The sequence below is a fragment of the Streptomyces sp. Sge12 genome (genome assembly GCF_002080455.1).
Taxonomy (GTDB): domain Bacteria; phylum Actinomycetota; class Actinomycetes; order Streptomycetales; family Streptomycetaceae; genus Streptomyces.
Genome location: NZ_CP020555.1, coordinates 2392226 through 2412839, shown reverse-complemented (window position 1 = coordinate 2412839; position 20614 = coordinate 2392226). Strand labels below are relative to the sequence as shown.

The window sequence follows — 20614 nt, the reverse complement described above, 5'->3', positions numbered from 1 at the left end:
CACGAGGAGATCTCCATGAATCAGGGCGTGGACCCCCACACCGCATCCGACCACAAGAGCGACCAGGACAAGAAGGGCCGCCGCTTCATGCTGAAGCTGTCGGGCGAGGCCTTCTCCGGTGGCGGAGGACTGGGCGTCGACCCCGACGTCGTCCACGCCATCGCGCGCGAGATCGCCGCGGTGGTCCGCGACGGCGCGGAGATCGCCGTCGTGATCGGCGGCGGCAACTTCTTCCGCGGCGCCGAACTCCAGCAGCGCGGCATGGACCGGGCCCGGTCCGACTACATGGGCATGCTCGGAACCGTCATGAACTGCCTCGCGCTCCAGGACTTCCTGGAGAAGGAGGGCATCGACTCCCGCGTGCAGACCGCCATCACCATGGGCCAGGTCGCGGAGCCGTACATCCCGCTGCGTGCCGTCCGGCACCTGGAGAAGGGCCGCGTCGTCATCTTCGGCGCCGGCATGGGCATGCCCTACTTCTCCACCGACACCACGGCCGCCCAGCGTGCCCTGGAGATCGACGCCGAGGCCCTGCTCATGGGCAAGAACGGTGTCGACGGGGTCTACGACTCCGACCCCAAGAAGAACCCGGACGCGGTGAAGTTCGACGCGCTGGAATACAGCGAGGTCCTCTCCCGCGACCTCAAGGTCGCCGACGCCACCGCCATCACGCTCTGCCGCGACAACAAGCTGCCGATCCTCGTGTTCGAGCTGCTTGCCGAGGGCAATATCGCCCGCGCCGTCAAGGGTGAGAAGATCGGGACGCTCGTGAGCGACCAGGAAACCCGGGCCTGAGCAGTCCGCTTCCGGACCAGCGGGCCCCGCACCGGCTCGCCAGACCCGCCCGCCCGCCTGAACCATCCATTTCTGACATGCAGGAGCACGTGGTGACCGAAGAGATCCTCCTCGAGGCCGAGGAGAAGATGGAAAAGGCCGTCGTCGTCGCCAAGGAAGACTTCGCCGCGATTCGCACCGGCCGTGCGCACCCGGCGATGTTCAACAAGATCGTGGCGGAGTACTACGGCGCCATCACGCCCATCAACCAGCTCGCCTCCTTCTCGGTGCCCGAGCCGCGCATGGCGATCGTGACCCCGTTCGACAAGAGCGCCCTGCGCAACATCGAGCAGGCCATCCGCGACTCCGACCTCGGTGTCAACCCGAGCAACGACGGCAGCATCATCCGGGTGACCTTCCCCGAGCTGACGCAGGACCGCCGCAAGGAGTACATCAAGGTCGCGCGCACCAAGGCCGAGGACTCGAAGATCTCGCTCCGCGCCGTCCGCCGCAAGGCCAAGGACGCCCTCGACAAGCTGGTCAAGGACAAGGAGGCCGGCGAGGACGAGGTGCGCCGCGCCGAGAAGGAGCTCGACGACACCACCGCGAAGTACGTCGCGCAGGTGGACGAGCTCCTGAAGCACAAGGAAGCCGAGCTCCTCGAAGTCTGATGAACGACTCTTCCTGGCAGCCGGAGCCGGTTCCGGCGGGTCCCGCATACGATGCGCAGGTGGGCCCGCACACTCGGCCCATGCCCATCGTGCCCGATGCCGCCGGCCGTGACTTCGACGACCGGGAAGCACGCGATCGGGGGGTCGCCGCCGACAGCGACCCCCTCTTCCGCGCCGAGACGCCGCCGCAGGAGCCCATGCCCAGCCCCCCGCCTCCGCATGCCCAGCAGCCGCAGGACGCCTCGCCCCCGCCGCCGAAGAAGCGCGCGGGCCGGGATCTGCGTGCCGCCATAGGGGTCGGCGTGGGCCTCGGCGCGGTCATCTTCGCCTCGCTGCTGATCGTCAAGGCCGTCTTCGTCGGCGTCATCGTCGTCGCCGTCGTGGTCGGCCTGTGGGAGCTCACCTCCCGGCTGCAGGAGCAGAAGGGCATCAAGGCCCCGCTGGTCCCGCTCGCGGTCGGCGGCGCCGCCATGGTCATCGCCGGATACGTCCGCGGGGCCGAGGGCGCCTGGGTCGCCATGGCCCTGACCGTGCTGGCCGTCCTGGTGTGGCGGATGACCGAGCCGCCCGAGGACTACCTCAAGGACGTCACGGCGGGCGCCTTCGCGGCGTTCTACGTGCCCTTCCTGGCCACGTTCGTCGCGATGCTGCTCACCGCCGACGACGGCCCCCAGCGCGTGATCACCTTTCTGCTGCTGACCGTGGTCAGCGACACCGGGGCCTACGCGGTCGGCTGGCGCTTCGGCAAGACCAAGCTCGCGCCGCGCATCAGCCCCGGCAAGACCCGCGAGGGACTGTTCGGCGCGGTGGCCTTCGCGATGGCCGCCGGCGCGCTCTGCATGGAGTTCCTGATCGACGGGGGCTCCTGGTGGCAGGGCCTGCTGCTCGGCCTCGCGGTCGCGGTCAGCGCCACCCTGGGCGACCTGGGCGAGTCGATGATCAAGCGGGACCTCGGCATCAAGGACATGGGCACGCTGCTGCCGGGACACGGCGGCATCATGGACCGGCTGGACTCCCTGCTTCCGACGGCCCCCGTGGTCTGGCTGCTGCTGGCGGCCTTCGTGGGCACCGGCTGACCTGCGGAAAGGCGTCGTAGGACGCCGGGCGGTTACTCTTGGAGGGCGCGCTGCTTCTGCGGCGCGCCTTTCGTCTTACAAGGAGTACCTGCCATGGCCCGCCCCGTTCCGGGAGAGCTCACCTTCGTCGCCCCCCGCGGGGCCAAGAAGCCGCCCCGGCACCTCGCCGACATGACCCCGGCCGAGCGCCGCGAGGCGGTCGCCGCGATCGGCGAGAAGCCGTTCCGGGCCAAGCAGCTCTCCCAGCACTACTTCGCGCGGTACGCGCACGACCCGGCCGAGTGGACCGACATCCCGGCGGGCTCGCGGGAGAAGCTCCAGCAGGAGCTGCTGCCGGACCTCATGAGCGTCCTCCGGCACATCTCGTGCGACGACGACACCACCCGCAAGACCCTGTGGAAGCTGCACGACGGCACCCTCGTCGAGTCCGTGCTGATGCGCTACCCCGACCGGGTCACCATGTGCATCTCCTCGCAGGCCGGCTGCGGCATGAACTGCCCGTTCTGCGCCACCGGCCAGGCGGGCCTCGACCGCAACCTCTCCACCGCCGAGATCGTGCACCAGATCGTCGACGGCATGCGGGCGCTGCGCGACGGCGAGGTCCCCGGGGGCCCGGCACGCCTGTCGAACATCGTCTTCATGGGCATGGGCGAGCCGCTCGCCAACTACAACCGCGTGGTCGGCGCCATCCGCCGGCTCACCGACCCGGAGCCCGACGGCCTGGGCCTGTCGCAGCGCGGTATCACCGTCTCCACCGTCGGTCTGGTTCCGGCCATGCTGCGCTTCGCCGACGAGGGGTTCAAGTGCCGCCTCGCCGTTTCGCTGCACGCGCCCGACGACGAGCTGCGCGACACCCTGGTCCCGGTCAACACCCGCTGGAACGTCCGCGAGGTGCTCGGCGCGGCCTGGGAGTACGCGGAGAAGTCCGGCCGCCGGATCTCGATCGAGTACGCCCTGATCCGCGACATCAACGACCAGGCCTGGCGCGGTGACCTCCTGGGCAAGCTGCTCAAGGGCAAGCGTGTGCACGTCAACCTGATCCCGCTGAACCCGACGCCGGGCTCCAAGTGGACCGCCTCGCGGCCCGAGGACGAGAAGGCCTTCGTGGAGGCCATCGCCCGCCACGGCGTGCCCGTGACCGTACGGGACACGAGGGGCCAGGAGATCGACGGCGCGTGCGGCCAGCTGGCGGCCTCGGAGCGCTAGATTTCGCTTCTGTTCGACGCTATTCGGCCACGGGGTACCCTGTGGCCGAACCAATTTCATATTCCGACAGGGGAGCGCCACAGCGCTGAGAGTGCGGTATCCGTCATCCGCAGACCCTCTGAACCTCGCCCCGGTCATTCGGGGTAGGAAGTTCGGTCACCACTCTTGCTGTTGCGCCCTGCCCGGCGCCCGCTCGCACAGAGCGCCGGGCAGGGCCGCGTCTTCTCCTGGACATCCCAGGAGGAATTCACCAATGAGCACCACCAAGAAGATCGCGGGCGCCGCGCTCGCGGCCGCGCTGGGCGTCACCACGCTCAGCGCCTGTGGCGGCGACGCCAAGGACAAGAACGACGGCGCGAGCGACGCCCCGAAGTCCAAGACCGTCACGCTCGTCTCCCACGACTCCTTCAACGTGACCGACACGGTCCTCAAGGAGTTCGAGGCGCAGAGCGGCTACACCGTCAAGGTGCTGAAGTCCGGGGACGCGGGCACCGCGCTGAACCAGGAGATCCTCACCAAGGGCTCCCCCCGCGGCGACGTCTTCTTCGGCGTGGACAACACGCTCCTCTCGCGCGCCCTCGACAACGGCATCTTCACTCCGTACGAGGCCAAGGGCCTGGCCGAGGTGAAGCCCGAGTACGTGCTCGACAAGGAGCACCGGGTCACCCCGATCGACTCCGGTGACATCTGCGTCAACTACGACAAGGCCTACTTCGCCGAGAAGAAGCTGGCCCCGCCGCAGACGCTGGACGACCTGATCAAGCCGGAGTACAAGAACCTGCTGGTCACCGAGAACGCCGCGACCTCCTCGCCCGGCCTCGGCTTCCTGCTCGCCTCCGTCGGCCAGTACGGCGACGAGGGCTGGAAGGACTACTGGAGCAAGCTGAAGGCCAACGGCGTCGAGGTCGTCGACGGCTGGGAGCAGGCCTACAACGAGCGCTTCTCCGGCTCCGCGGGCGGCAAGAAGGCCAAGGGCGACCGCCCGCTGGTCGTCTCCTACGCCTCCAGCCCGCCGGTCGAGGTCCTGTACGGCGAGCCGCAGCCGGCCGAGGCCCCCACGGGCGTCTCCACCGGCACCTGCTTCCGCCAGATCGAGTTCGCGGGTCTGCTGAAGGGCGCCGAGAACGAGGAGGGCGGCAAGGCCCTCGTGGACTTCCTGGTCAGCAAGAAGTTCCAGGAGGACATGCCGCTCCAGATGTTCGTGAACCCGGTGACGAAGGACGCCGTCCTGCCGGAGCTGTTCACCAAGCACGGCGTGGTCGTCGAGAAGCCCGTGAACGTCGCTCCGGAGACCATCGCCAAGAACCGTGAGCAGTGGGTCAAGGCATGGACCTCGCTCGTCGTGAAGTAAGCGGTACCAAGGAGCCGGGCGCGGCGTCGGGGGGCGCCGCGCCGGGCCCCGGCCCGGGCCTTGGCCCCGGCCCCCGCGAGGGGGCGCGGGCGACGGCCGTGCGGCTCGCCCTGATGGTCCTGCCCCTCGTCTTCTTCGGGCTGTTCTTCGCCTACCCCGTCGCCGCGATCGTGGGGCGCGGCCTCAGGACCGACGAGGGGTGGCAGTTCGGCCGGTTCGCCGAGGTGCTGACCCGGCCCGACATCGCCGACGTGCTGTGGTTCACCACCTGGCAGGCGTTCGCCTCCACCCTGCTCACGCTCGTGATCGCCCTCCCCGGTGCGTACGTCTTCGCCCGCTTCGAGTTCCCCGGCAAGCAACTGCTGCGGGCCGTGGTGACCGTTCCCTTCGTCCTGCCCACCGTGGTGGTCGGCACCGCCTTCCTCGCGCTGCTGGGGCGGGGCGGACTCACCGACGAACTGCTGGGCTTCCGGCTCGACACCACCGTCTGGGCGATCCTGCTCGCCCACGTCTTCTTCAACTACGCCGTCGTCGTCCGCACGGTCGGCGGGCTGTGGGCCCAGCTGGATCCGCGCCAGGAGGAGGCCGCCCGGGTCCTGGGCGCCGGGCGGTTCACCGCGTGGCGGCGGGTGACGCTGCCCGCGCTGGTCCCGGCGGTGGCCGCCGCCTCGCTGATGGTGTTCCTGTTCACCTTCAGCTCCTTCGGCGTCGTACTGATCCTGGGCGGACCCGCGTACTCCACCCTGGAGGTGGAGGTCTACCGGCAGACCGCGCAGCTCCTGGACCTGCCGACGGCCGCCGTGCTGACGATGGTGCAGTTCGCCGCGATCGGCGGGATCCTCGCCGTGCACGCCTGGACCGTGCGCAGGCGCGAGACCGCGCTGCGGCTGGTGGACCCGGGCCGCACCACGCACCCGCCGCGCGGCTGGGCCCAGCGCGCCCTGCTGGGCGGCGTGCTCCTGACCGTCGCCCTGCTGATCGTGCTGCCGCTGGGCGTATTGGTCGAACGATCGTTCGACGCCCCCGGCGGCTACGGCCTCGGCTTCTACCGCGCGCTGCAGGACGCCGGCGCCGGCGGCGGGACCTTCCTGGTGGCGCCCCTGGAGGCGATCTGGAACTCCCTGCAGTACGCGCTGGCCGCCACCGCGATCGCCCTGTTCGTCGGGGGCCTCGCGGCCGCGGCACTCACCCGGCGCGGTGGCCGCTTCGTACGGGGCTTCGATGCGCTGCTGATGCTCCCGCTCGGGGTGTCCGCCGTGACGGTGGGCTTCGGCTTCCTGATCACCCTCGACAAGCCGCCGCTGGACCTGCGGACCTCGTGGATCCTGGTCCCGCTGGCCCAGGCGCTGGTGGGCGTGCCCTTCGTCGTACGGACCATGCTGCCGGTACTGCGCGCGGTGGACGGGCGGCTGCGGGAGGCCGCCGCGGTGCTCGGCGCCTCACCCCTGCGGGCCTGGCGGGAGGTGGACCTTCCGCTGGTGCGGCGGGCCCTGCTGATCGCGGCCGGGTTCGCCTTCGCCGTGTCGCTGGGGGAGTTCGGCGCGACCGTGTTCATCGCGCGGGCGGACCGGCCGACGCTGCCGGTCGCCGTGGCGCGGCTGCTGGGGCGGGCCGGGGAGCTGAACTACGGGCAGGCGATGGCCCTGAGCACGATTTTGATGCTGGTGTGCGCGGCGTCCCTGCTGGTGCTGGAGCGGCTGCGCCCCGACAAGACCTCCGGAGAGTTCTGATGACACTGCTTCAGCTGGAAGGGGTGTCGGTCCGCTTCGGTGAGCGCGCGGTCGTGGACGCCGTGGACCTCGCGGTCGCCGACCACGAGGTCGTGTGCGTGCTGGGACCGAGCGGGAGCGGCAAGTCCACGCTGCTGCGGGTCGTCGCCGGGCTCCAGCGGGTCTCCGCCGGCCGGGTCCTGCTGGGCGGGGCCGACCAGTCCGGCGTACCGGTGCACCGGCGGGGCGTGGGCCTGATGTTCCAGGACCACCAGCTCTTCCCGCACCGCGACGTCGGCGCGAACGTCTCCTTCGGGCTGCGGATGCGGGGGGCCGGGCGGGCTTCGTACGCGGCCGAGGTCGCCCAGTTGCTGGAACTGGTCGGGCTCCCCGGGGCCCAGGGCCGGGCGGTGGCCTCCCTGTCGGGCGGCGAGCAGCAACGGGTGGCACTGGCCCGGGCGCTGGCTCCCTCGCCGCGGCTGCTGATGCTCGACGAGCCGCTGGGCCAGCTGGACCGGGGGCTCCGGGAGCGGCTCGTGGTGGAGCTGCGGGGGCTGTTCTCCCGGCTGGGCACGACCGTACTGGCCGTCACGCACGACCAGGGCGAGGCCTTCGCCCTGGCCGACCGGGTGGTGGTGATGAAGGACGGGCGGATCGCGCAGGCCGGCACCCCGCTGGAGGTGTGGCAGCGGCCCGCGTCGGAGTTCGTGGCGCGGTTCCTCGGCTTCGAGAACGTGGTCCCGGCCGTGGTCTCGGGCACCGCGGCCGCCACGGCGTGGGGCAAGGTGCCGGTACCGGCCGGATCCCCCGACGGGGAGCAGCGGCTGCTGATCCGCCCGGCGGGGGTCGTGCTCTGCGCGGCGGGCCTGCGGTGCGAGGTGGTGTCCCGCACCTTCCGCGGCACGCACGTCGCGCTGCTGCTGCGGCCGGAGGCCGGTCCGGTACTGGAGGCGGAGTGCGGGCTGGCGGGGGCGCCGGCCGTGGGGGACCGGGTCGAGGTGACCTTCACCCCCGCCGAGGTGGTCGTCCTTCCGCCGCAGACGGTCTAGGGCCGGATGCCGTCGCAGGCGATCGGCAGGTGGCGCGGGCCGCGCAGGACCGAGTTCTGGCGGTACTGCGGCGGGTCCTCCAGCAGCCGCGGGTTCTCCAGCCGGCGGGCCAGCTCGCTCAGTGCCAGCTGGGCCTCCTGCCGGGCCAGCGGCGCCCCGAAGCAGCTGTGGATGCCGCTGCCGAGGCCGAGGTGCTGGATGTCCTTGCGGTCCGGGTCGAAGCGGTCCGGGTCCTCGAACCGCTTCGGGTCGCGGTTGCCGGCGGCCAGCATCAGCCACACGGACGCGCCCTTGGGGATGGTGACACCGGCGACCTCGATGTCGGAGAGGGTGGTGCGCTGGGGCAGCAACTGCACGGGCGGCTCGTAGCGCAGCAGTTCCTCGACGATCGGGACCGCCAGGTCCGGGTCGTTGCGCAGCCGGTCGAGGACCTCCGGGTGGCGCAGCAGCGTCAGCATGCCGTTGGTGATGAGGTTGACCGTGGTCTCGTGGCCCGCGATCAGCAGCAGCGCCGCGGTGCTGAGCGCCTCCATGGTGGTCATCGCGCCGTCCGGGCCGTCCGCCGTCGCCAGCTGGGACAGCATGTCGTCGCCGGGGTTCTTGCGGCGCTCCTCGATCAGCCCGGCCAGGTACATGCCCAGCTCCATGCGGGCGTCCATGGAGCCCTTGCCGTGCTGCGTGGGGTCGGCGTCCGGGTCGGGGTCCAGGCTGGCGGCCAGGGTCTCCGCCCACACGTGGAAGCGCGGCTCGTCCTCGCGGGGCACACCGAGGAGCCGGCAGATGACCGTGACCGGGAAGGGGTAGGCGAACTGGTCGACCAGGTCGATCCGGTCCAGCTGCCCGCTCTCCACGATGCCGTCGATCAGCCCGGAGACGATGCCGCCCAGCTCGTCGCGCATGTCGTGCACCCGGTGGGGGGCGTGCGGCGGGCCGAACGGCCGGTTCGTCATCCGCCGCAGCCGGTCGTGGTCCGGCGGGTCGAGCTTGAGGAACGACGGGGGCAGCGTGGTCCCCTCCTCGTCGGACTGGCCCGCCAGCGGATCGTCACCGGTCGCCTTCAGGTTCTTGGCGTCGGAGCTGATCCGCGGGTCGTGCAGCAGGCTGTGGATCTCGTAGTACGTGCTGACGACGTACGGGCCGTCCCCGTCGTGGGACACCGGTGTCTTGCGGAGCTCCTCGTACAGCGGGTACGGATTCGCGCGGTTCGCGTAGTCGATGATCTCCCGCAGGATGGCTTGTGTCATGACGGGTCCTCGTGATCCTCGGGTGAGGGCGCGGTGCGGTCGCGGCGCGGCCGGGGGTGCGCGGGGATGAAGGTCATCTGCCTGGGGTGAAGGTCATCTTCCGGTCGGCCGGCGAGTAGCCGCTCAGCGTGATGGTCGGTCCGTGCGTCGGGACCGACGGGTCGGGGAAGTCGGCCGGCAGCGGCTTCGCCCCGTCGGACCTGCGGTCCACCGTGGAGAACGGCGGCGGGAACGGCGCCGTGGACTCGATCTGCTGCTCGTAGAACGGCAGCCAGCGGCAGTTGTCGAAGGTGACGGCGGCGATCACGCGGCCCTGGTACCCGTACACGGCCGCGAACCGACGCTCGGCGAGCGAGCCCTGCGTGATCAGGATCTCGGTCCCCATCGGCGGCACCCCGACCGACTTGATGTTCACGCCGAACTGGGAGGACCAGAACGCCGGAACCCACAGGTGGGGACGGCGGTCGGCGCTCTCGCTCAGCATGTTGTGCGCGGCGGTGTCGGCCTGTGCGACGGCATTGCCCCAGTGCTCCAGCGACAGGAACTGGTAGCCGAACAGGGCGTGCGGGGAACGCGCCACGTCACCCGCCACATAGATGTCGTCGGTGACGATGCCCCGGACGTCGAAGGCCCGGCAGCCCGCGTCGCAGGCGATGCCCCGCGGGCCGGCGCCCAGCCCGGAGCCGGCGAGCCACTCGGTGTTGCGCTGCGCGCCCAGCGAGACGACCACGACGTCCGCCTCCACGGTGGACCCGTCGGAGAGGTGCGCGGCGCGGACCCGCCCGGAGGGGTCACCCTCCAGCGAGGTCACCATGACCCCGGTGCGCAGGTCGACGCCGTTCTCGCGGTGCATCTCGGCCGCCACCGCGCCGATGACCCCGCCCAGCGCACCGACGAGCGGTGCCCCGCCCCGTTCGGCGACGGTGACCTCCAGGCCGCGCTCGCGGCAGGCGGAGGCGATCTCGGATCCGGTGAACCCGGCGCCGATGACCAGGACCCGGCGGGGGCCGGCGGCGAGGGCCCGTTCGAGTGCCTCGCCGTCGTCGCGGGTGCGCAGGACGAAGACGCCCTGTAGGGCGCCCTCCTCGGCGTTGGGCCAGGGCCGGGCGCGTACACCGGTGGCGATCAGCAGCCGGTCGTACTCGACCTCGTCGCCGTTGCCGAGCCGGACCCGGCGGGCGGACATGTCCAGGCCCGTGGCCGGGACGCCCAGGCGCCAGTCGGCGTCGATCGCGCGGCGGCGGGGGAGCGCCGTGTGGTCGGCGACCGCGTTGCCCAGCAGGACCTGCTTGGACAGCGGAGGCCGGTCGTACGGCTCGTACGGTTCGTCGCCGATCATGGTGAGCGAACCGGCGAAGCCCTTCTCGCGCATGGTCTCGGCGGCCCGCAGCCCGGCCAGTGAAGCGCCGACGACGACGATGCGGCCCTCGCGCTTGAGGTGCTCCAGGGATCCGTCGTGCGTTCCTGCTGCGGTCACTGCGCGCCTCCGGAAGCAGACCCGGCTGCGGCCACGGCGTCCGGGGCAGCCATCTTCGCCATGTCCTCGTCCGTGATCTCCAGGAGGATGGCCTGGACCGGACAGGCGGCCACGGCGCGCAGGACGTCCTCGCGCTGCTCGGGATCGGCGTTCGGGTTGTAGAGCAGCGACTCGTCCCCGTGCATGGAAAAGACATCGGGAGCGAGGAATGCGCACTGGGCGTATCCCTGGCAGCGGTTGAGGTCGACGACAAGCCTCATGACGGTTCTGCCTTTCCCTCGGCCGTTCCTCCCCGTCACCCACGGTTCCTCCCCATCACCCAGCATGCATGCGGCACCCGGAGGGCGCCTGCCGGAGTAGGAAGGCGCAGGTCAGAGCGGATCAGTGGGGTTGGGGGCGGGGCGGCGGGCGGTACCCCGCCGGGCGCGCAGGATGTACAGGCTGATCACCAGCGCCCAGGCCGGGAACACCAGCTCGGTCCAGGGCACTCCGGCGGCGACCACGAGCAGGACCAGACCGACGACGGTGCCCAGCAGCGCCAGCGACTTGGGGAAGACGCCGAGCATCCGCCCGATGGTCGAGGTCGCGAGCACGAAGACGGCCGCCATCCGCATGGCGTACGTCGCGAGGAGGGTGTAGGCGTAGTGGCGGCCGAAGGCGGAGGGCGTGCTTTCGGCGAGCACCGTGCCCGCCGCCGCGGCGGAGGCGAAGAGGGTGGCCACGAAGACGAATCCGCTGCCGAGGAACACGGTGGCGACGAACCGGTCCTCGGCCTCGCCCGTGTGCGCGCGCAGGGCGCCCATGAACCAGAGGAAGAAGATGCCCGCGAAGGGCACGATCTCCAGCGCCACTTGGATCGCCCAGCGCTTGTCCGGGTCGATGGGCGCCTCGGCGGCGTCGCCCGACGGGACGGCGATCCGCATCAGGACGATGGCCGCCGCGAGCAGCAGGGCGAAGGCGATTCCCGCCATCCCGGCCGCGCGCGGCGTGTTGAGCCGATCGGTGTTGGCGTTCACGGGCCCTCACTCTCTCCCCCGGTCCAGCAAGCGGCAGGCGCCGCCGCGCCACCACCGGGGGCGGCCGACCGGGTGAGGAACCGGTCGGCCGACGGGTCAGCCGACCCGTTCCGGCACCGGCTCGGTTCCCGCCGGGGTGGCGCTGTCGCCGGCTCCCTCGTCGGAGCCCTCGTGCTTGCCGTACCAGGCGACCGCGACCGCGCCGGCGACGGCCATGACGAACCCGAGCACCGCCAGCCAGCCCAGGCCCTGCCGGGAGGCGTCGCCGAGCCACAGGACGCCGATCGCGCCCGGCAGGACCGTCTCGCCGACGACCAGGGCCGCCGTGGCGCCGTTCACCGAGCCGATCTGGAGGGCGACCGTGTGCAGGTACATGCCCCCGATGCCCGCCACCAGGATGGCGTAGAGCGCCGGGTCGGTGAGCAGGGCGGTGAGGTCGAACGGGTCGACGCCGTTCAGGATCCGGACGCCGACGCCGAGCGCGCCGAAGCCCAGGCCCGACAGCAGGCCCGCCAGGATCGCGGCTCCGCCGCCGAGGAGGCGTACGGCCACCGTGCCGCCCACCATCAGCAGCAGGGTGATCCCCAGCAGCCACCAGTGCGTGGACATCGGCGCGTGGTGGCCGCCCTCGTGGCCCGCGGCGGTCGCCAGCAGCACCAGCGCGGTGCAGACGACCCCGATCGAGGTCCACTCCTTGCGGCTCAGCCGGATGCCCAGCATCTTCACGCTCAGTACGGCGGTGATCACCAGGTTGGCGCTGATCACCGTCTGGGAGAGGAAGAGGGGAAGGAGGCGCGCTGCCAGCGCCCCGAGCCCGAAGCCCACGAAGTCCAGGATGGTGCCGACGATGAACTCCCAGGTCATCGCCGCCTTGGCGGTGGACGACAGGTTGGGGCCGCCGTGGGCGGTCGTCCCGGCGGCGGTCGGGGACATCCGTGCGGCGCGGCGCGAACCGACAGCTTGCAGCACGGATCCTGTGCCGTAGCAGATGGATGCCGCGATGGCGGTCAGCAGGCCTATGAGCACGAAGGGCTCCGATCACGTCTGGCAGGGTTTGCGGTACCTCTCCTGAGACGTGAGAACCGACCGGTAAGTTGCTTCCGGAGCTCAGCTCATTGAAGCGAGGACGTCCGCAACCTCGTCCACCGAGTCGACGAGGGCGATCCGGGACTCCATCGCACGGCCGCGGGCCAGCGCCCGCAGCAGGGGCCATGCCGGGAGGTGCTCGGTCCAGTGGGTGCGTCCGACCAGCACCATCGGGGCCGGCTCGCCCCGGGACCCGTAGTAGTTCGGCGTCGCGCTGTCGAAGATCTCCTGGAGCGTTCCCGCCGCGCCGGGCAGGAAGACCACGCCCGCGGTGGACCGGGCCAGCAGCCCGTCCTCACGGACGGCGTTCGCGAAGTACTTCGCGACGTGTCCCGCGAAGGCGTTCGGCGGCTCGTGCCCGTAGAACCAGGTCGGGATGCCCACCGAGTCACCACCGGCCGGGAAGCGCTCGCGCACGTCGAAGGCCGCGCGCGCCCACTCGGACACCGACGGGGTGAAGGAGGGGGCCTTGGCCAGCAGCTCCAGGGCCTCCGGGAGGGCCTCGTCCGGGGCCGGCGCCAGGTAGGCGCCCAGGTTCGCGGCCTCCATCGCGCCCGGGCCGCCGCCGGTGGCGACCGTCAGCCCGGACCGGGTCAGCGCCCGTCCCAGCTCGGCCGCACCGCGGTAGTCCGCAGCGCCGCGGGCCATGGCGTGGCCGCCCATCACCCCCACGACCCGGGCGCCCGCGAGGTGCTCGTCCAGGGCGTCGGAGATGGCGTCGTCGTGGATGGACCGGAGCATCGAGGAGAAGACGTCGCCGTCGGACTTCGTTTCCTGGAACCAGGCGTACGCCTCGGCGTCCGGGGTGGCCTCGTACCCGTCGGGCAGCCCGGTGAAGAGCTCCTCGGGCGTGTAGAGCAGGCCCCGGTACGGGTCGAACGGCAGGTCCGGCACGGGCGGGAAGACCAGCGCACCGTCGGCGCGGACCTTCACCGCCGCGTCGGGCTCCATCGCGCAGCCCAGGAACACCGACGCCGAGGTGTCGGTCGCCAGCAGGGCGAAGGTCCGCTCCAGCAGGTTCACCGACTGGATCCGGTAGCCGCTGAGCGAGCCGCGTGCCACGACCTGGTCGAATTCGGCGAGCGTCTCGATCTCGATGTCTGGGGTGACCATTCGGCCCACCCTAAGGGCTGCTCGTCTCAGCGGGTCAATGCCAGCGACGTCAGTTGCGCCACACCCCAGCTGAGCGGAAGGCACACGGCCACGAGGGCGGTGGCCCGCAGGCTCGCGGCGCTGCGCAGGACGTTGGACGGGGCGCCGAGGTCGATGAGCGCGGTGCGTCCCGGCTCCCGGCCCCGCCGGGCCTCCACCACGGATGTGAGAAGGGTCGCGGCGGCGCACAGGGCCACCAGGAGGGCGGCCGGCCAGGTCAGCGGGCCCAGCGGGACGGGCAGTCCGCCCCGGTCGCGCAGGGCCAGGGCGGTCAGGGCGGCGGCGGCCACCGAGCACAGCACGCCCAGCGGCGGCCCGATCCGGGGGGCCTCCTGCTGGAGGACCCGTCCGGCCAGCAGCCGCAGCGCGCCCGGGCGGACCGCCTGGACCAGGCTGCCGCAGGCGTAGGCGAGTCCCGGTCCGGCGAGGGCGAGCCCGACCGCGGTCAGCGACCAGCCGGCGAGCACCCCGCCGCCGGTGGGGCCCGCGTAGGCGAGGACCGCGAGCCCGCAGGCGGTCAGGGCGATGCCCCAGGGCAGTCCGGTCTGCGGGGCCAGCGGCTGGTGCGGGCGCAGCGCGAGGGCGGTGGCGGCCGAGGCGGTCACCGGGATCAGGCCCAGCAGGGTGAGGGCGCCCGCCACGGGCAGCGGCTGGTCGGCGTGGAGGAGCTCGGCCCCGGCCCCGTCGAACGGCAGCCCGGCCACGTCCCCGCGCAGGTGGAGGAAGACGGCGAGGGCAAGGGCGGCGCCCAGGGCGCAGGCGACGGCGGTGGAGATCGCGGCGACCAGCGTGAGCCGGAGCGGTCCCAGTCCGGCGGCGTCCATTCCCTCGCGGGGCTGGGTGGCGGGGTCGGCCCGGGCCACGACGACGGCGAGGTGGACGGTGACGGCCAGCGGGATCAGCGCCCACAGCAGGCGAGGGAACGATCCGGCGGGCTGGGCCACGGCCCCGGCGAGTACGTAGAGCAGCAGGAAGCCGGTCCCGGCCGAGGCGGCGGCGACGAGGAGGCGCCGCAGCTGGACGAGGGGCCGGGAACCGCGGGCTAGGCGGAGAGCGAGCACGCGGTCTGGTCCTCCGTGGTGTCGGCGACGGGGGAGGCGGCGGCCGCGGCCCCTGCGAGGCGGCCGTCGAGCAGCGCGATCCGGCGGTCCGCGACGGCCGCGGTGGCCTCGTCGTGGGTGGCCAGCAGCACGGTGACGTCGTGGGAGCGGGCCGCGGTGGTCAGGGCGCGGAGCAGCAGGGCCCGGTCGGTGCGGTGCAGCGGGGCCGTCGGCTCGTCGGCGAAGATCACCGCGGGGTCGTTGACCAGGGCCCGGGCGAGGGCGACGCGCTGGCACTCGGCGCGGCTGAGGGCGCCGGGGCGCTTGCGGGCGAAGCCGCCGATGTCGAGGCGGTCCAGCCATTCGCAGGCGGCGCTGCGGGCGCTGCGGTGGGAGGCGCCGGCGAGCAGCAGGGGCAGGGCCGCGTTCTCCCAGACCTTCAGCTCGGGCAGCAACTGGGGCTCGTGGCCGATCCAGCCGAACCGGTCGCGGCGCAGCCGTTCGCGGACGACCGCACCCATGGTGTGCACGGGAAGGCTGTTGAACCAGACCTCGCCCTGCTGGGGGCGCAGCTGCCCGGACAGGCAGCGCAGCAGGGTGGTCTTGCCGCTGCCGCGGGGACCGGTCAGGGCGACGATCTCGCCCTGGCGGACTGCGACGGAGACCTCGACGAGGGCCGGGGAACCGTCGTGGGAGTAGTGAAGGGACCGAGCCCACAGGACGTCATTGTCAGGCGGGGCAGCATTGTCCGGTGGAGCCACCATGGCGTACACCTCCGTCCGGGGGAACGAAGCGGAACCTGCTGAAGTCACTGGCGCCGCACTGAGATGTAAAGAGATGAACGTCTTGGATGGTGACAGCACACGGCCCGGACCCCCGCGTTCTCACTCGAACGGAGGATCCGGGCCGTGTGGTTGGACTACTGCGGCTCGGACGATGGGGGTCCGGTTACAGCTTGGTCCACGCCTCGGTGAGCACGGAGCGCAGGATGGCCTCGATCTCGTCGAAGGTGCCCTGGTCCGCGATCAGCGGCGGCGCGAGCTGGATGACCGGGTCGCCGCGGTCGTCGGCCCGGCAGTACAGGCCGTTCTCGAAGAGGGCCTTGGAGAGGAAGCCGTAGAGCACGCGCTCCGTCTCCTCGTCCGTGAAGGACTCCTTCGTGACCTTGTCCTTGACGAGCTCGATGCCGTAGAAGTAGCCGTTGCCGCGGACGTCGCCGACGATCGGCAGGTCGTGCAGCTTCTCCAGCGTGGAGCGGAAGGCGTCCTCGTTCTTCAGCACGTGCTGATTGAGGCCTTCCTTGTCGAAAATGTCGAGGTTGGCGATGGCCACCGCCGAGGACACCGGGTGTCCGCCGAAGGTGTAGCCGTGCAGGAAGGTGTTCTCGCCCTTGTAGAACGGCTCCGCGATGCGGTCCGAGACGATGCAGGCACCGATCGGGGAGTAGCCCGAGGTCATGCCCTTGGCGCAGGTGATCATGTCCGGCACGTAGCCGAACTTGTCACAGGCGAACATCGTGCCGAGGCGGCCGAACGCGCAGATCGTCTCGTCGGAGACGAGCAGGACGTCGTACTCGTCGCAGATCTCGCGGACCCGCTGGAAGTACCCGGGCGGCGGCGGGAAGCAGCCGCCGGCGTTCTGCACCGGCTCCAGGAAGACGGCGGCGACGGTGTCGGCGCCCTCGAAGAGGATCTCCTGCTCGATCTGGTCGGCACACCAGCGGCCGAAGGCCTCCGGGTCGTCGCCGTAGATCGGGGCGCGGTAGATGTTGGTGTTCGGCACCTTGTGCGCGCCGGGGACCAGCGGCTCGAAGGGAGCCTTCAGGGCGGGGAGGCCCGTGATGGACAGGGCGCCCTGCGGGGTGCCGTGATAGGCGACCGCACGCGAGATGACCTTGTACTTCGTGTGCTTGCCCTGCAGCTTGAAGAACTGCTTGGCCAGCTTCCAGGCCGTCTCGACGGCCTCGCCGCCACCGGTGGTGAAGAAGACCTTGTTCAGGTCGCCCGGGGCGTAGTCGGCGAGGCGCTCGGCGAGCTCCACGGCCTTCGGGTGGGCGTACGACCACACGGGGAAGAAAGCGAGCTGCTGAGCCTGCTTGTAGGCGACCTCGGCCAGTTCCTTGCGGCCGTGACCTGCGTTGACCACGAACAGTCCGGCGAGACCGTCGAGGTAGCGCTTGCCCTTGTCGTCGAAGATGTAGGTGCCCTCACCACGCACGATGGTGGGGACGGGTGCGTTCTCGTACGACGACATGCGGGTGAAGTGCATCCACAGGTGGTCGTATGCGGTCTTGGAGAGGTCCTGGCTCACGGGCTATCGAGTTCCCCACATGTAGGTCTGCTTCTTCAGCTTCAGATAAACGAAGCTTTCGGTTGATCGCACGCCGGGGAGCGTGCGGATCTTCTTGTTGATCGTTTCGAGCAGGTGGTCGTCGTCCTCGCAGACGATTTCCACCATCAGGTCGAACGACCCTGCGGTCATGACCACGTACTCGCACTCGGCCATGGCGGTCAGCGCATCGGCCACCGGGTCGAGGTCTCCCTCGACGTTGATGCCGACCATGGCCTGGCGTCGCAGGCCCACGGTGAGCGGGTCGGTGACGGCGACGATCTGCATGACGCCCTGGTCGAGCAGCTTCTGCACCCGCTGGCGCACCGCCGCTTCGGACAGGCCGACGGCCTTGCCGATCGATGCATAGGGACGGCGACCGTCCTCCTGCAGTTGCTCGATGATCGCCAGGGACACAGCATCGACCGAAGGGGACGGTTGTCTGTTCCTGGAATCTGCGCTTCGACTGACCACGACCTCACTGTGCACGAGGGTCGTCTGTTCCGCAAGACGGAATCGATGAAATCCGTTGTTTGACGACTCTGATCTCACTGATTTCGTAGTTGGTGGCGTCCGGGTCTGTCGAAAGCCTCCGCCGAGGGGCTAGGCTTGGCTTTTGTCTCAATCGTTGGACATGTGATCAGGAGTGTGGCTGTAGTGACCACCGAACTGCGTCGTCTGCGCAACTACATCGGCGGGGAGTTCAAGGACGCCGCCGACGGGCGGACCACCGAGGTGGTCAACCCGGCCACCGGCGAGGTGTACGCCACCGCCCCGCTCTCGGGCCAGGCCGATGTCGACGCCGCCATGGCCGCCGCCGCGGCAGCCTTCCCGGGCTGGCGCGACACCACCCCGGCGGAGCGCCAGCGGGCGCTGCTGAAGATCGCGGACGCCTTCGAGGCGCGCGCGGAGGAGCTCATCGCCGCCGAGTCGGAGAACACCGGCAAGCCGCTGGGCCTCACGGCCAGCGAGGAACTGCCGCCGATGGTGGACCAGATCCGCTTCTTCGCCGGTGCCGCACGTCTGCTGGAGGGCCGCTCGGCCGGCGAGTACATGGAGGGGATGACCTCGATCATCCGCCGTGAGCCGGTCGGCGTCTGTGCCCAGGTCGCGCCGTGGAACTACCCGATGATGATGGCCGTGTGGAAGTTCGCCCCGGCCATCGCGGCGGGCAACACCGTCGTGCTCAAGCCTTCGGACACCACCCCGGCCTCCACCGTGCTGATGGCGGAGATCATCGACTCGGTGCTGCCCAAGGGCGTCTTCAACGTCATCTGTGGTGACCGCGAGACCGGCAAGGCCATGGTCGAGCACTCCACCCCGGCGATGGCCTCCATCACCGGCTCGGTGCGCGCGGGCATGCAGGTCGCCGAGAGCGCGTCCAAGGACGTCAAGCGCGTCCACCTGGAGCTCGGCGGCAAGGCCCCGGTCGTGGTCTTCGAGGACGCCGACATCCCCAAGGCCGTCGAGGACATCGCGGTCGCCGGTTACTTCAACGCCGGCCAGGACTGCACCGCCGCTACCCGCGTGCTCGTGCACGAGTCGATCCACGACGAGTTCGTGGCCGCGCTCGCCAAGGCCGCCGCCGACACCAAGACCGGCCAGCCGGACGACGAGGACGTGCTGTACGGCCCGCTGAACAACCCGAACCAGCTCAAGCAGGTCGCGGGCTTCATCGAGCGCCTCCCCGCCCACGCCAAGGTCGAGGCGGGTGGCCACCAGGTCGGCGAGAAGGGCTACTTCTACGCCCCGACCGTGGTCTCCGGCCTCAAGCAGGACGACGAGATCATCCAGAACGAGGTCTTCGGCCCCGTCATCACCGTCCAGTCCTTCACCAACGAGGACCAGGCCCTGGAGTACGCGAACGGCGTCGAGTTCGCCCTCGCCTCCTCCGTGTGGACCAAGGACCACGGCCGTGCGATGCGGATGTCCAAGAACCTCGACTTCGGCTGCGTGTGGATCAACACCCACATCCCGCTCGTCGCCGAGATGCCGCACGGCGGCTTCAAGAAGTCCGGCTACGGCAAGGACCTCTCCGCCTACGGCTTCGAGGACTACACGCGCATCAAGCACGTGATGACCTCGCTCGACGGCTGATCGGCCGCATCGATCACAGCACAGCGTTGACGGGGCGGGCAGTAGACAACATGTCTATTGCCCGCCCTTCCGCGTTCCCCGAGGCTGTGCCCATGCCTGAACTCGCCTTCTCCCGCCGTTCTGCGCTGTACGGCCTCGGTGCCGCGGGCCTCGTGGCCGCCCTCGCCGGCTGCGGCGTGCCCGCCGCCTATGTGCCCGAGGAAGGGCGCGAGGGCCCGGACCGCTCGGAGCGGGACCGCAGTGTCGTCTTCTCCAACTGGCCGCTCTACATCGACACCGACGAGGAGGACGAGGAGCGCCGTCCCACGCTGGAGGCCTTCTCGGAGCAGACGGGCATCGAGGTCCGGTACACCGAGGAGATCAACGACAACGACGAGTTCTTCGGCAAGGTCAGCCCGGCCCTGATGAACCGCCAGGAGACCGGCCACGACCTGATCGTGGTCAGCGACTGGATGGCCGCCCGCTTCGTCCACCTGGGCTGGGCCCAGAAGCTGGACCGGTCGGTCCAGCCCAATGTGGCCAGGCACCTCGATCCGCAGCTGCGTTCCCCCGCCTTCGACGAGGGCCGGCTGCACACCGTCCCCTGGCAGTCGGGGATCACCGGCATCGCCTACAACCGCAAGGCCCTGGGCCGGGAGATCAAATCGGTCAAGGACCTGTGGCAGCCGGACCTGGCGGGCAAGGTGACCCTCTTCTCCGGCCTGGACGAGTCCTTCGCCCTGCTGATGCAGGGCAACGGCGTGGACGTCACGCGCTGGACCGAGTCCGACTTCCACCGGATGTGCGACCAGGTCGAGAGCATGGTGAAGAAGAAGCACATCCGCCGCTTCACCGGCAACGACTACACCTCCGATCTGAGCAAGGGCGATGTCCTCGCCTGCCAGGCCTACTCCGGTGACGCCATCCAACTCCAGGCCGACAACCCGGACATCGAGTTCGTCGTCCCCGAGGAGGGGGCCGAGCTCTGGGCGGAGAGCCTGCTCGTCCCCAACCTGGCCCGGCACAAGGCCAATGCCGAGGCCCTCATGGACTACTACTACGCCCCGGAGGTGGCCGCCGAGCTCGCCGCCTCGGTCAACTACGTCTGCCCCGTCCCGGCCGCCCGGGAGGTTCTGGCCGCCTCCGACGACAAGGAGACCGCCGAACTGGCCGAGAACCCGCTGATCTTCCCGGACGAGGACATGCGCAAGAGGCTGGTCGTGGCACGGGACATCTCCTCCGCCGAGCGCCGCTCCCTCGCCAGGCGCTGGAACGCGATCGTCGGCCTCTGACCGGCGCGGACCGACTCCGCCCGCCGGTTCTGAACGCGTTCAGCAATTTGGCTGAACGCGTTCAGAA

At 70.7% G+C, this 20614-nt stretch carries 19 protein-coding genes; 9 read left to right on the top strand and 10 right to left on the bottom strand.

All coding sequences use genetic code 11. The annotated features are described in order from the left end of the window. Positions 1 to 15: 15 nt before the first annotated feature. The 7 genes from pyrH (at position 16) to B6R96_RS10315 (ending at position 7836) form a co-directional block, all read left to right on the top strand. A complete protein-coding gene (pyrH, locus tag B6R96_RS10345) occupies positions 16 to 795 on the top strand; it encodes a UMP kinase (RefSeq protein WP_030386390.1) in 780 nt (259 codons plus the stop codon). Between the two features lie 92 nt (positions 796 to 887). Then, entirely contained in the window at positions 888 to 1445 is a 558-nt protein-coding gene (gene frr / locus B6R96_RS10340; RefSeq protein WP_030016386.1) for a ribosome recycling factor, read from the top strand. After that, a complete protein-coding gene (locus B6R96_RS10335) occupies positions 1445 to 2521 on the top strand; it encodes a phosphatidate cytidylyltransferase (protein ID WP_030386389.1) in 1077 nt (358 codons plus the stop codon). Before frr ends, B6R96_RS10335 begins: the two co-directional genes overlap by 1 nt. 93 nt (positions 2522 to 2614) lie before the next feature. Next, positions 2615 to 3727, top strand: coding sequence for a 23S rRNA (adenine(2503)-C(2))-methyltransferase RlmN (gene rlmN / locus B6R96_RS10330; RefSeq protein ID WP_079406265.1), 1113 nt, complete (start codon positions 2615 to 2617; stop codon positions 3725 to 3727). Positions 3728 to 3980: 253 nt separating this feature from the next. After that, entirely contained in the window at positions 3981 to 5078 is a 1098-nt protein-coding gene (locus tag B6R96_RS10325; protein ID WP_081522316.1) for a thiamine ABC transporter substrate-binding protein, read from the top strand. Positions 5079 to 5191: 113 nt separating this feature from the next. Further along, the gene (locus B6R96_RS10320; RefSeq protein ID WP_081525056.1) at positions 5192 to 6808 is read left to right on the top strand and encodes an ABC transporter permease; all 1617 of its coding nucleotides are present in this window, start codon (positions 5192 to 5194) and stop codon (positions 6806 to 6808) included. Further along, the gene (locus B6R96_RS10315; protein WP_203351613.1) at positions 6808 to 7836 is read left to right on the top strand and encodes an ABC transporter ATP-binding protein; all 1029 of its coding nucleotides are present in this window, start codon (positions 6808 to 6810) and stop codon (positions 7834 to 7836) included. The genes B6R96_RS10320 and B6R96_RS10315 overlap by 1 nt, the downstream gene beginning before the upstream one ends. Here B6R96_RS10315 and B6R96_RS10310 read toward each other — a convergent pair. The 10 genes from B6R96_RS10310 to B6R96_RS10265 form a co-directional block, all read right to left on the bottom strand. Beyond that, on the bottom strand, positions 7833 to 9080 hold the full coding sequence (locus tag B6R96_RS10310; protein WP_030386384.1) for a cytochrome P450: 1248 nt from the start codon (positions 9078 to 9080) through the stop codon (positions 7833 to 7835). The genes B6R96_RS10315 and B6R96_RS10310 overlap by 4 nt on opposite strands. A gap of 73 nt (positions 9081 to 9153) precedes the next feature. Continuing rightward, on the bottom strand, positions 9154 to 10557 hold the full coding sequence (locus B6R96_RS10305; RefSeq protein WP_053701980.1) for an NAD(P)/FAD-dependent oxidoreductase: 1404 nt from the start codon (positions 10555 to 10557) through the stop codon (positions 9154 to 9156). Next, complete coding sequence (locus B6R96_RS10300; RefSeq protein WP_081522315.1) at positions 10554 to 10817, bottom strand: ferredoxin; 264 nt, start codon at positions 10815 to 10817, stop codon at positions 10554 to 10556. Before B6R96_RS10300 ends, B6R96_RS10305 begins: the two co-directional genes overlap by 4 nt. A gap of 111 nt (positions 10818 to 10928) precedes the next feature. Then, the gene (locus B6R96_RS10295) at positions 10929 to 11573 is read right to left on the bottom strand and encodes a hypothetical protein (RefSeq protein ID WP_107475492.1); all 645 of its coding nucleotides are present in this window, start codon (positions 11571 to 11573) and stop codon (positions 10929 to 10931) included. A 96-nt stretch (positions 11574 to 11669) separates the two neighbouring features. Further along, entirely contained in the window at positions 11670 to 12599 is a 930-nt protein-coding gene (locus B6R96_RS10290) for a hypothetical protein (protein WP_081522314.1), read from the bottom strand. 81 nt (positions 12600 to 12680) lie between these two features. Then, a complete protein-coding gene (locus B6R96_RS10285; RefSeq protein ID WP_081522313.1) occupies positions 12681 to 13772 on the bottom strand; it encodes an LOG family protein in 1092 nt (363 codons plus the stop codon). A gap of 26 nt (positions 13773 to 13798) precedes the next feature. After that, positions 13799 to 14872 (bottom strand): hypothetical protein, encoded by a 1074-nt coding sequence (locus B6R96_RS10280; protein ID WP_053701976.1) that lies wholly within the window; start codon positions 14870 to 14872, stop codon positions 13799 to 13801. Beyond that, positions 14854 to 15615 (bottom strand): ABC transporter ATP-binding protein, encoded by a 762-nt coding sequence (locus B6R96_RS10275; RefSeq protein ID WP_081522312.1) that lies wholly within the window; start codon positions 15613 to 15615, stop codon positions 14854 to 14856. Before B6R96_RS10275 ends, B6R96_RS10280 begins: the two co-directional genes overlap by 19 nt. Before the next feature lie 184 nt (positions 15616 to 15799). Continuing rightward, a complete protein-coding gene (locus B6R96_RS10270; protein ID WP_030386376.1) occupies positions 15800 to 17161 on the bottom strand; it encodes an aspartate aminotransferase family protein in 1362 nt (453 codons plus the stop codon). Between the two features lie 3 nt (positions 17162 to 17164). After that, complete coding sequence (locus B6R96_RS10265; protein WP_007266859.1) at positions 17165 to 17668, bottom strand: Lrp/AsnC family transcriptional regulator; 504 nt, start codon at positions 17666 to 17668, stop codon at positions 17165 to 17167. A gap of 168 nt (positions 17669 to 17836) precedes the next feature. Between B6R96_RS10265 and B6R96_RS10260 the strand changes: the two genes are divergently transcribed. Together B6R96_RS10260 and B6R96_RS10255 are read left to right on the top strand one after the other, a co-directional pair. Further along, on the top strand, positions 17837 to 19276 hold the full coding sequence (locus B6R96_RS10260) for a gamma-aminobutyraldehyde dehydrogenase (RefSeq protein ID WP_030386375.1): 1440 nt from the start codon (positions 17837 to 17839) through the stop codon (positions 19274 to 19276). 92 nt (positions 19277 to 19368) lie between these two features. Then, complete coding sequence (locus B6R96_RS10255) at positions 19369 to 20547, top strand: polyamine ABC transporter substrate-binding protein (protein WP_030386374.1); 1179 nt, start codon at positions 19369 to 19371, stop codon at positions 20545 to 20547. Positions 20548 to 20614: the final 67 nt, after the last annotated feature.

What these genes read in the sequence shown, in the direction of transcription:
- pyrH (WP_030386390.1), top strand. Translation starts at nt 16, where the DNA reads ATGAATCAGGGCGTGGACCCCCACACCGCATCCGACCACAAGAGCGAC.
- B6R96_RS10335 (WP_030386389.1), top strand. Translation starts at nt 1,445, where the DNA reads ATGAACGACTCTTCCTGGCAGCCGGAGCCGGTTCCGGCGGGTCCCGCA.
- rlmN (WP_079406265.1), top strand. Translation starts at nt 2,615, where the DNA reads ATGGCCCGCCCCGTTCCGGGAGAGCTCACCTTCGTCGCCCCCCGCGGG.
- B6R96_RS10325 (WP_081522316.1), top strand. Translation starts at nt 3,981, where the DNA reads ATGAGCACCACCAAGAAGATCGCGGGCGCCGCGCTCGCGGCCGCGCTG.
- B6R96_RS10320 (WP_081525056.1), top strand. Translation starts at nt 5,192, where the DNA reads ATGGTCCTGCCCCTCGTCTTCTTCGGGCTGTTCTTCGCCTACCCCGTC.
- B6R96_RS10315 (WP_203351613.1), top strand. Translation starts at nt 6,808, where the DNA reads ATGACACTGCTTCAGCTGGAAGGGGTGTCGGTCCGCTTCGGTGAGCGC.
- B6R96_RS10310 (WP_030386384.1), bottom strand. Translation starts at nt 9,080, where the DNA reads ATGACACAAGCCATCCTGCGGGAGATCATCGACTACGCGAACCGCGCG.
- B6R96_RS10300 (WP_081522315.1), bottom strand. Translation starts at nt 10,817, where the DNA reads ATGAGGCTTGTCGTCGACCTCAACCGCTGCCAGGGATACGCCCAGTGC.
- B6R96_RS10285 (WP_081522313.1), bottom strand. Translation starts at nt 13,772, where the DNA reads ATGGTCACCCCAGACATCGAGATCGAGACGCTCGCCGAATTCGACCAG.
- B6R96_RS10275 (WP_081522312.1), bottom strand. Translation starts at nt 15,615, where the DNA reads ATGGTGGCTCCACCGGACAATGCTGCCCCGCCTGACAATGACGTCCTG.
- B6R96_RS10255 (WP_030386374.1), top strand. Translation starts at nt 19,369, where the DNA reads ATGCCTGAACTCGCCTTCTCCCGCCGTTCTGCGCTGTACGGCCTCGGT.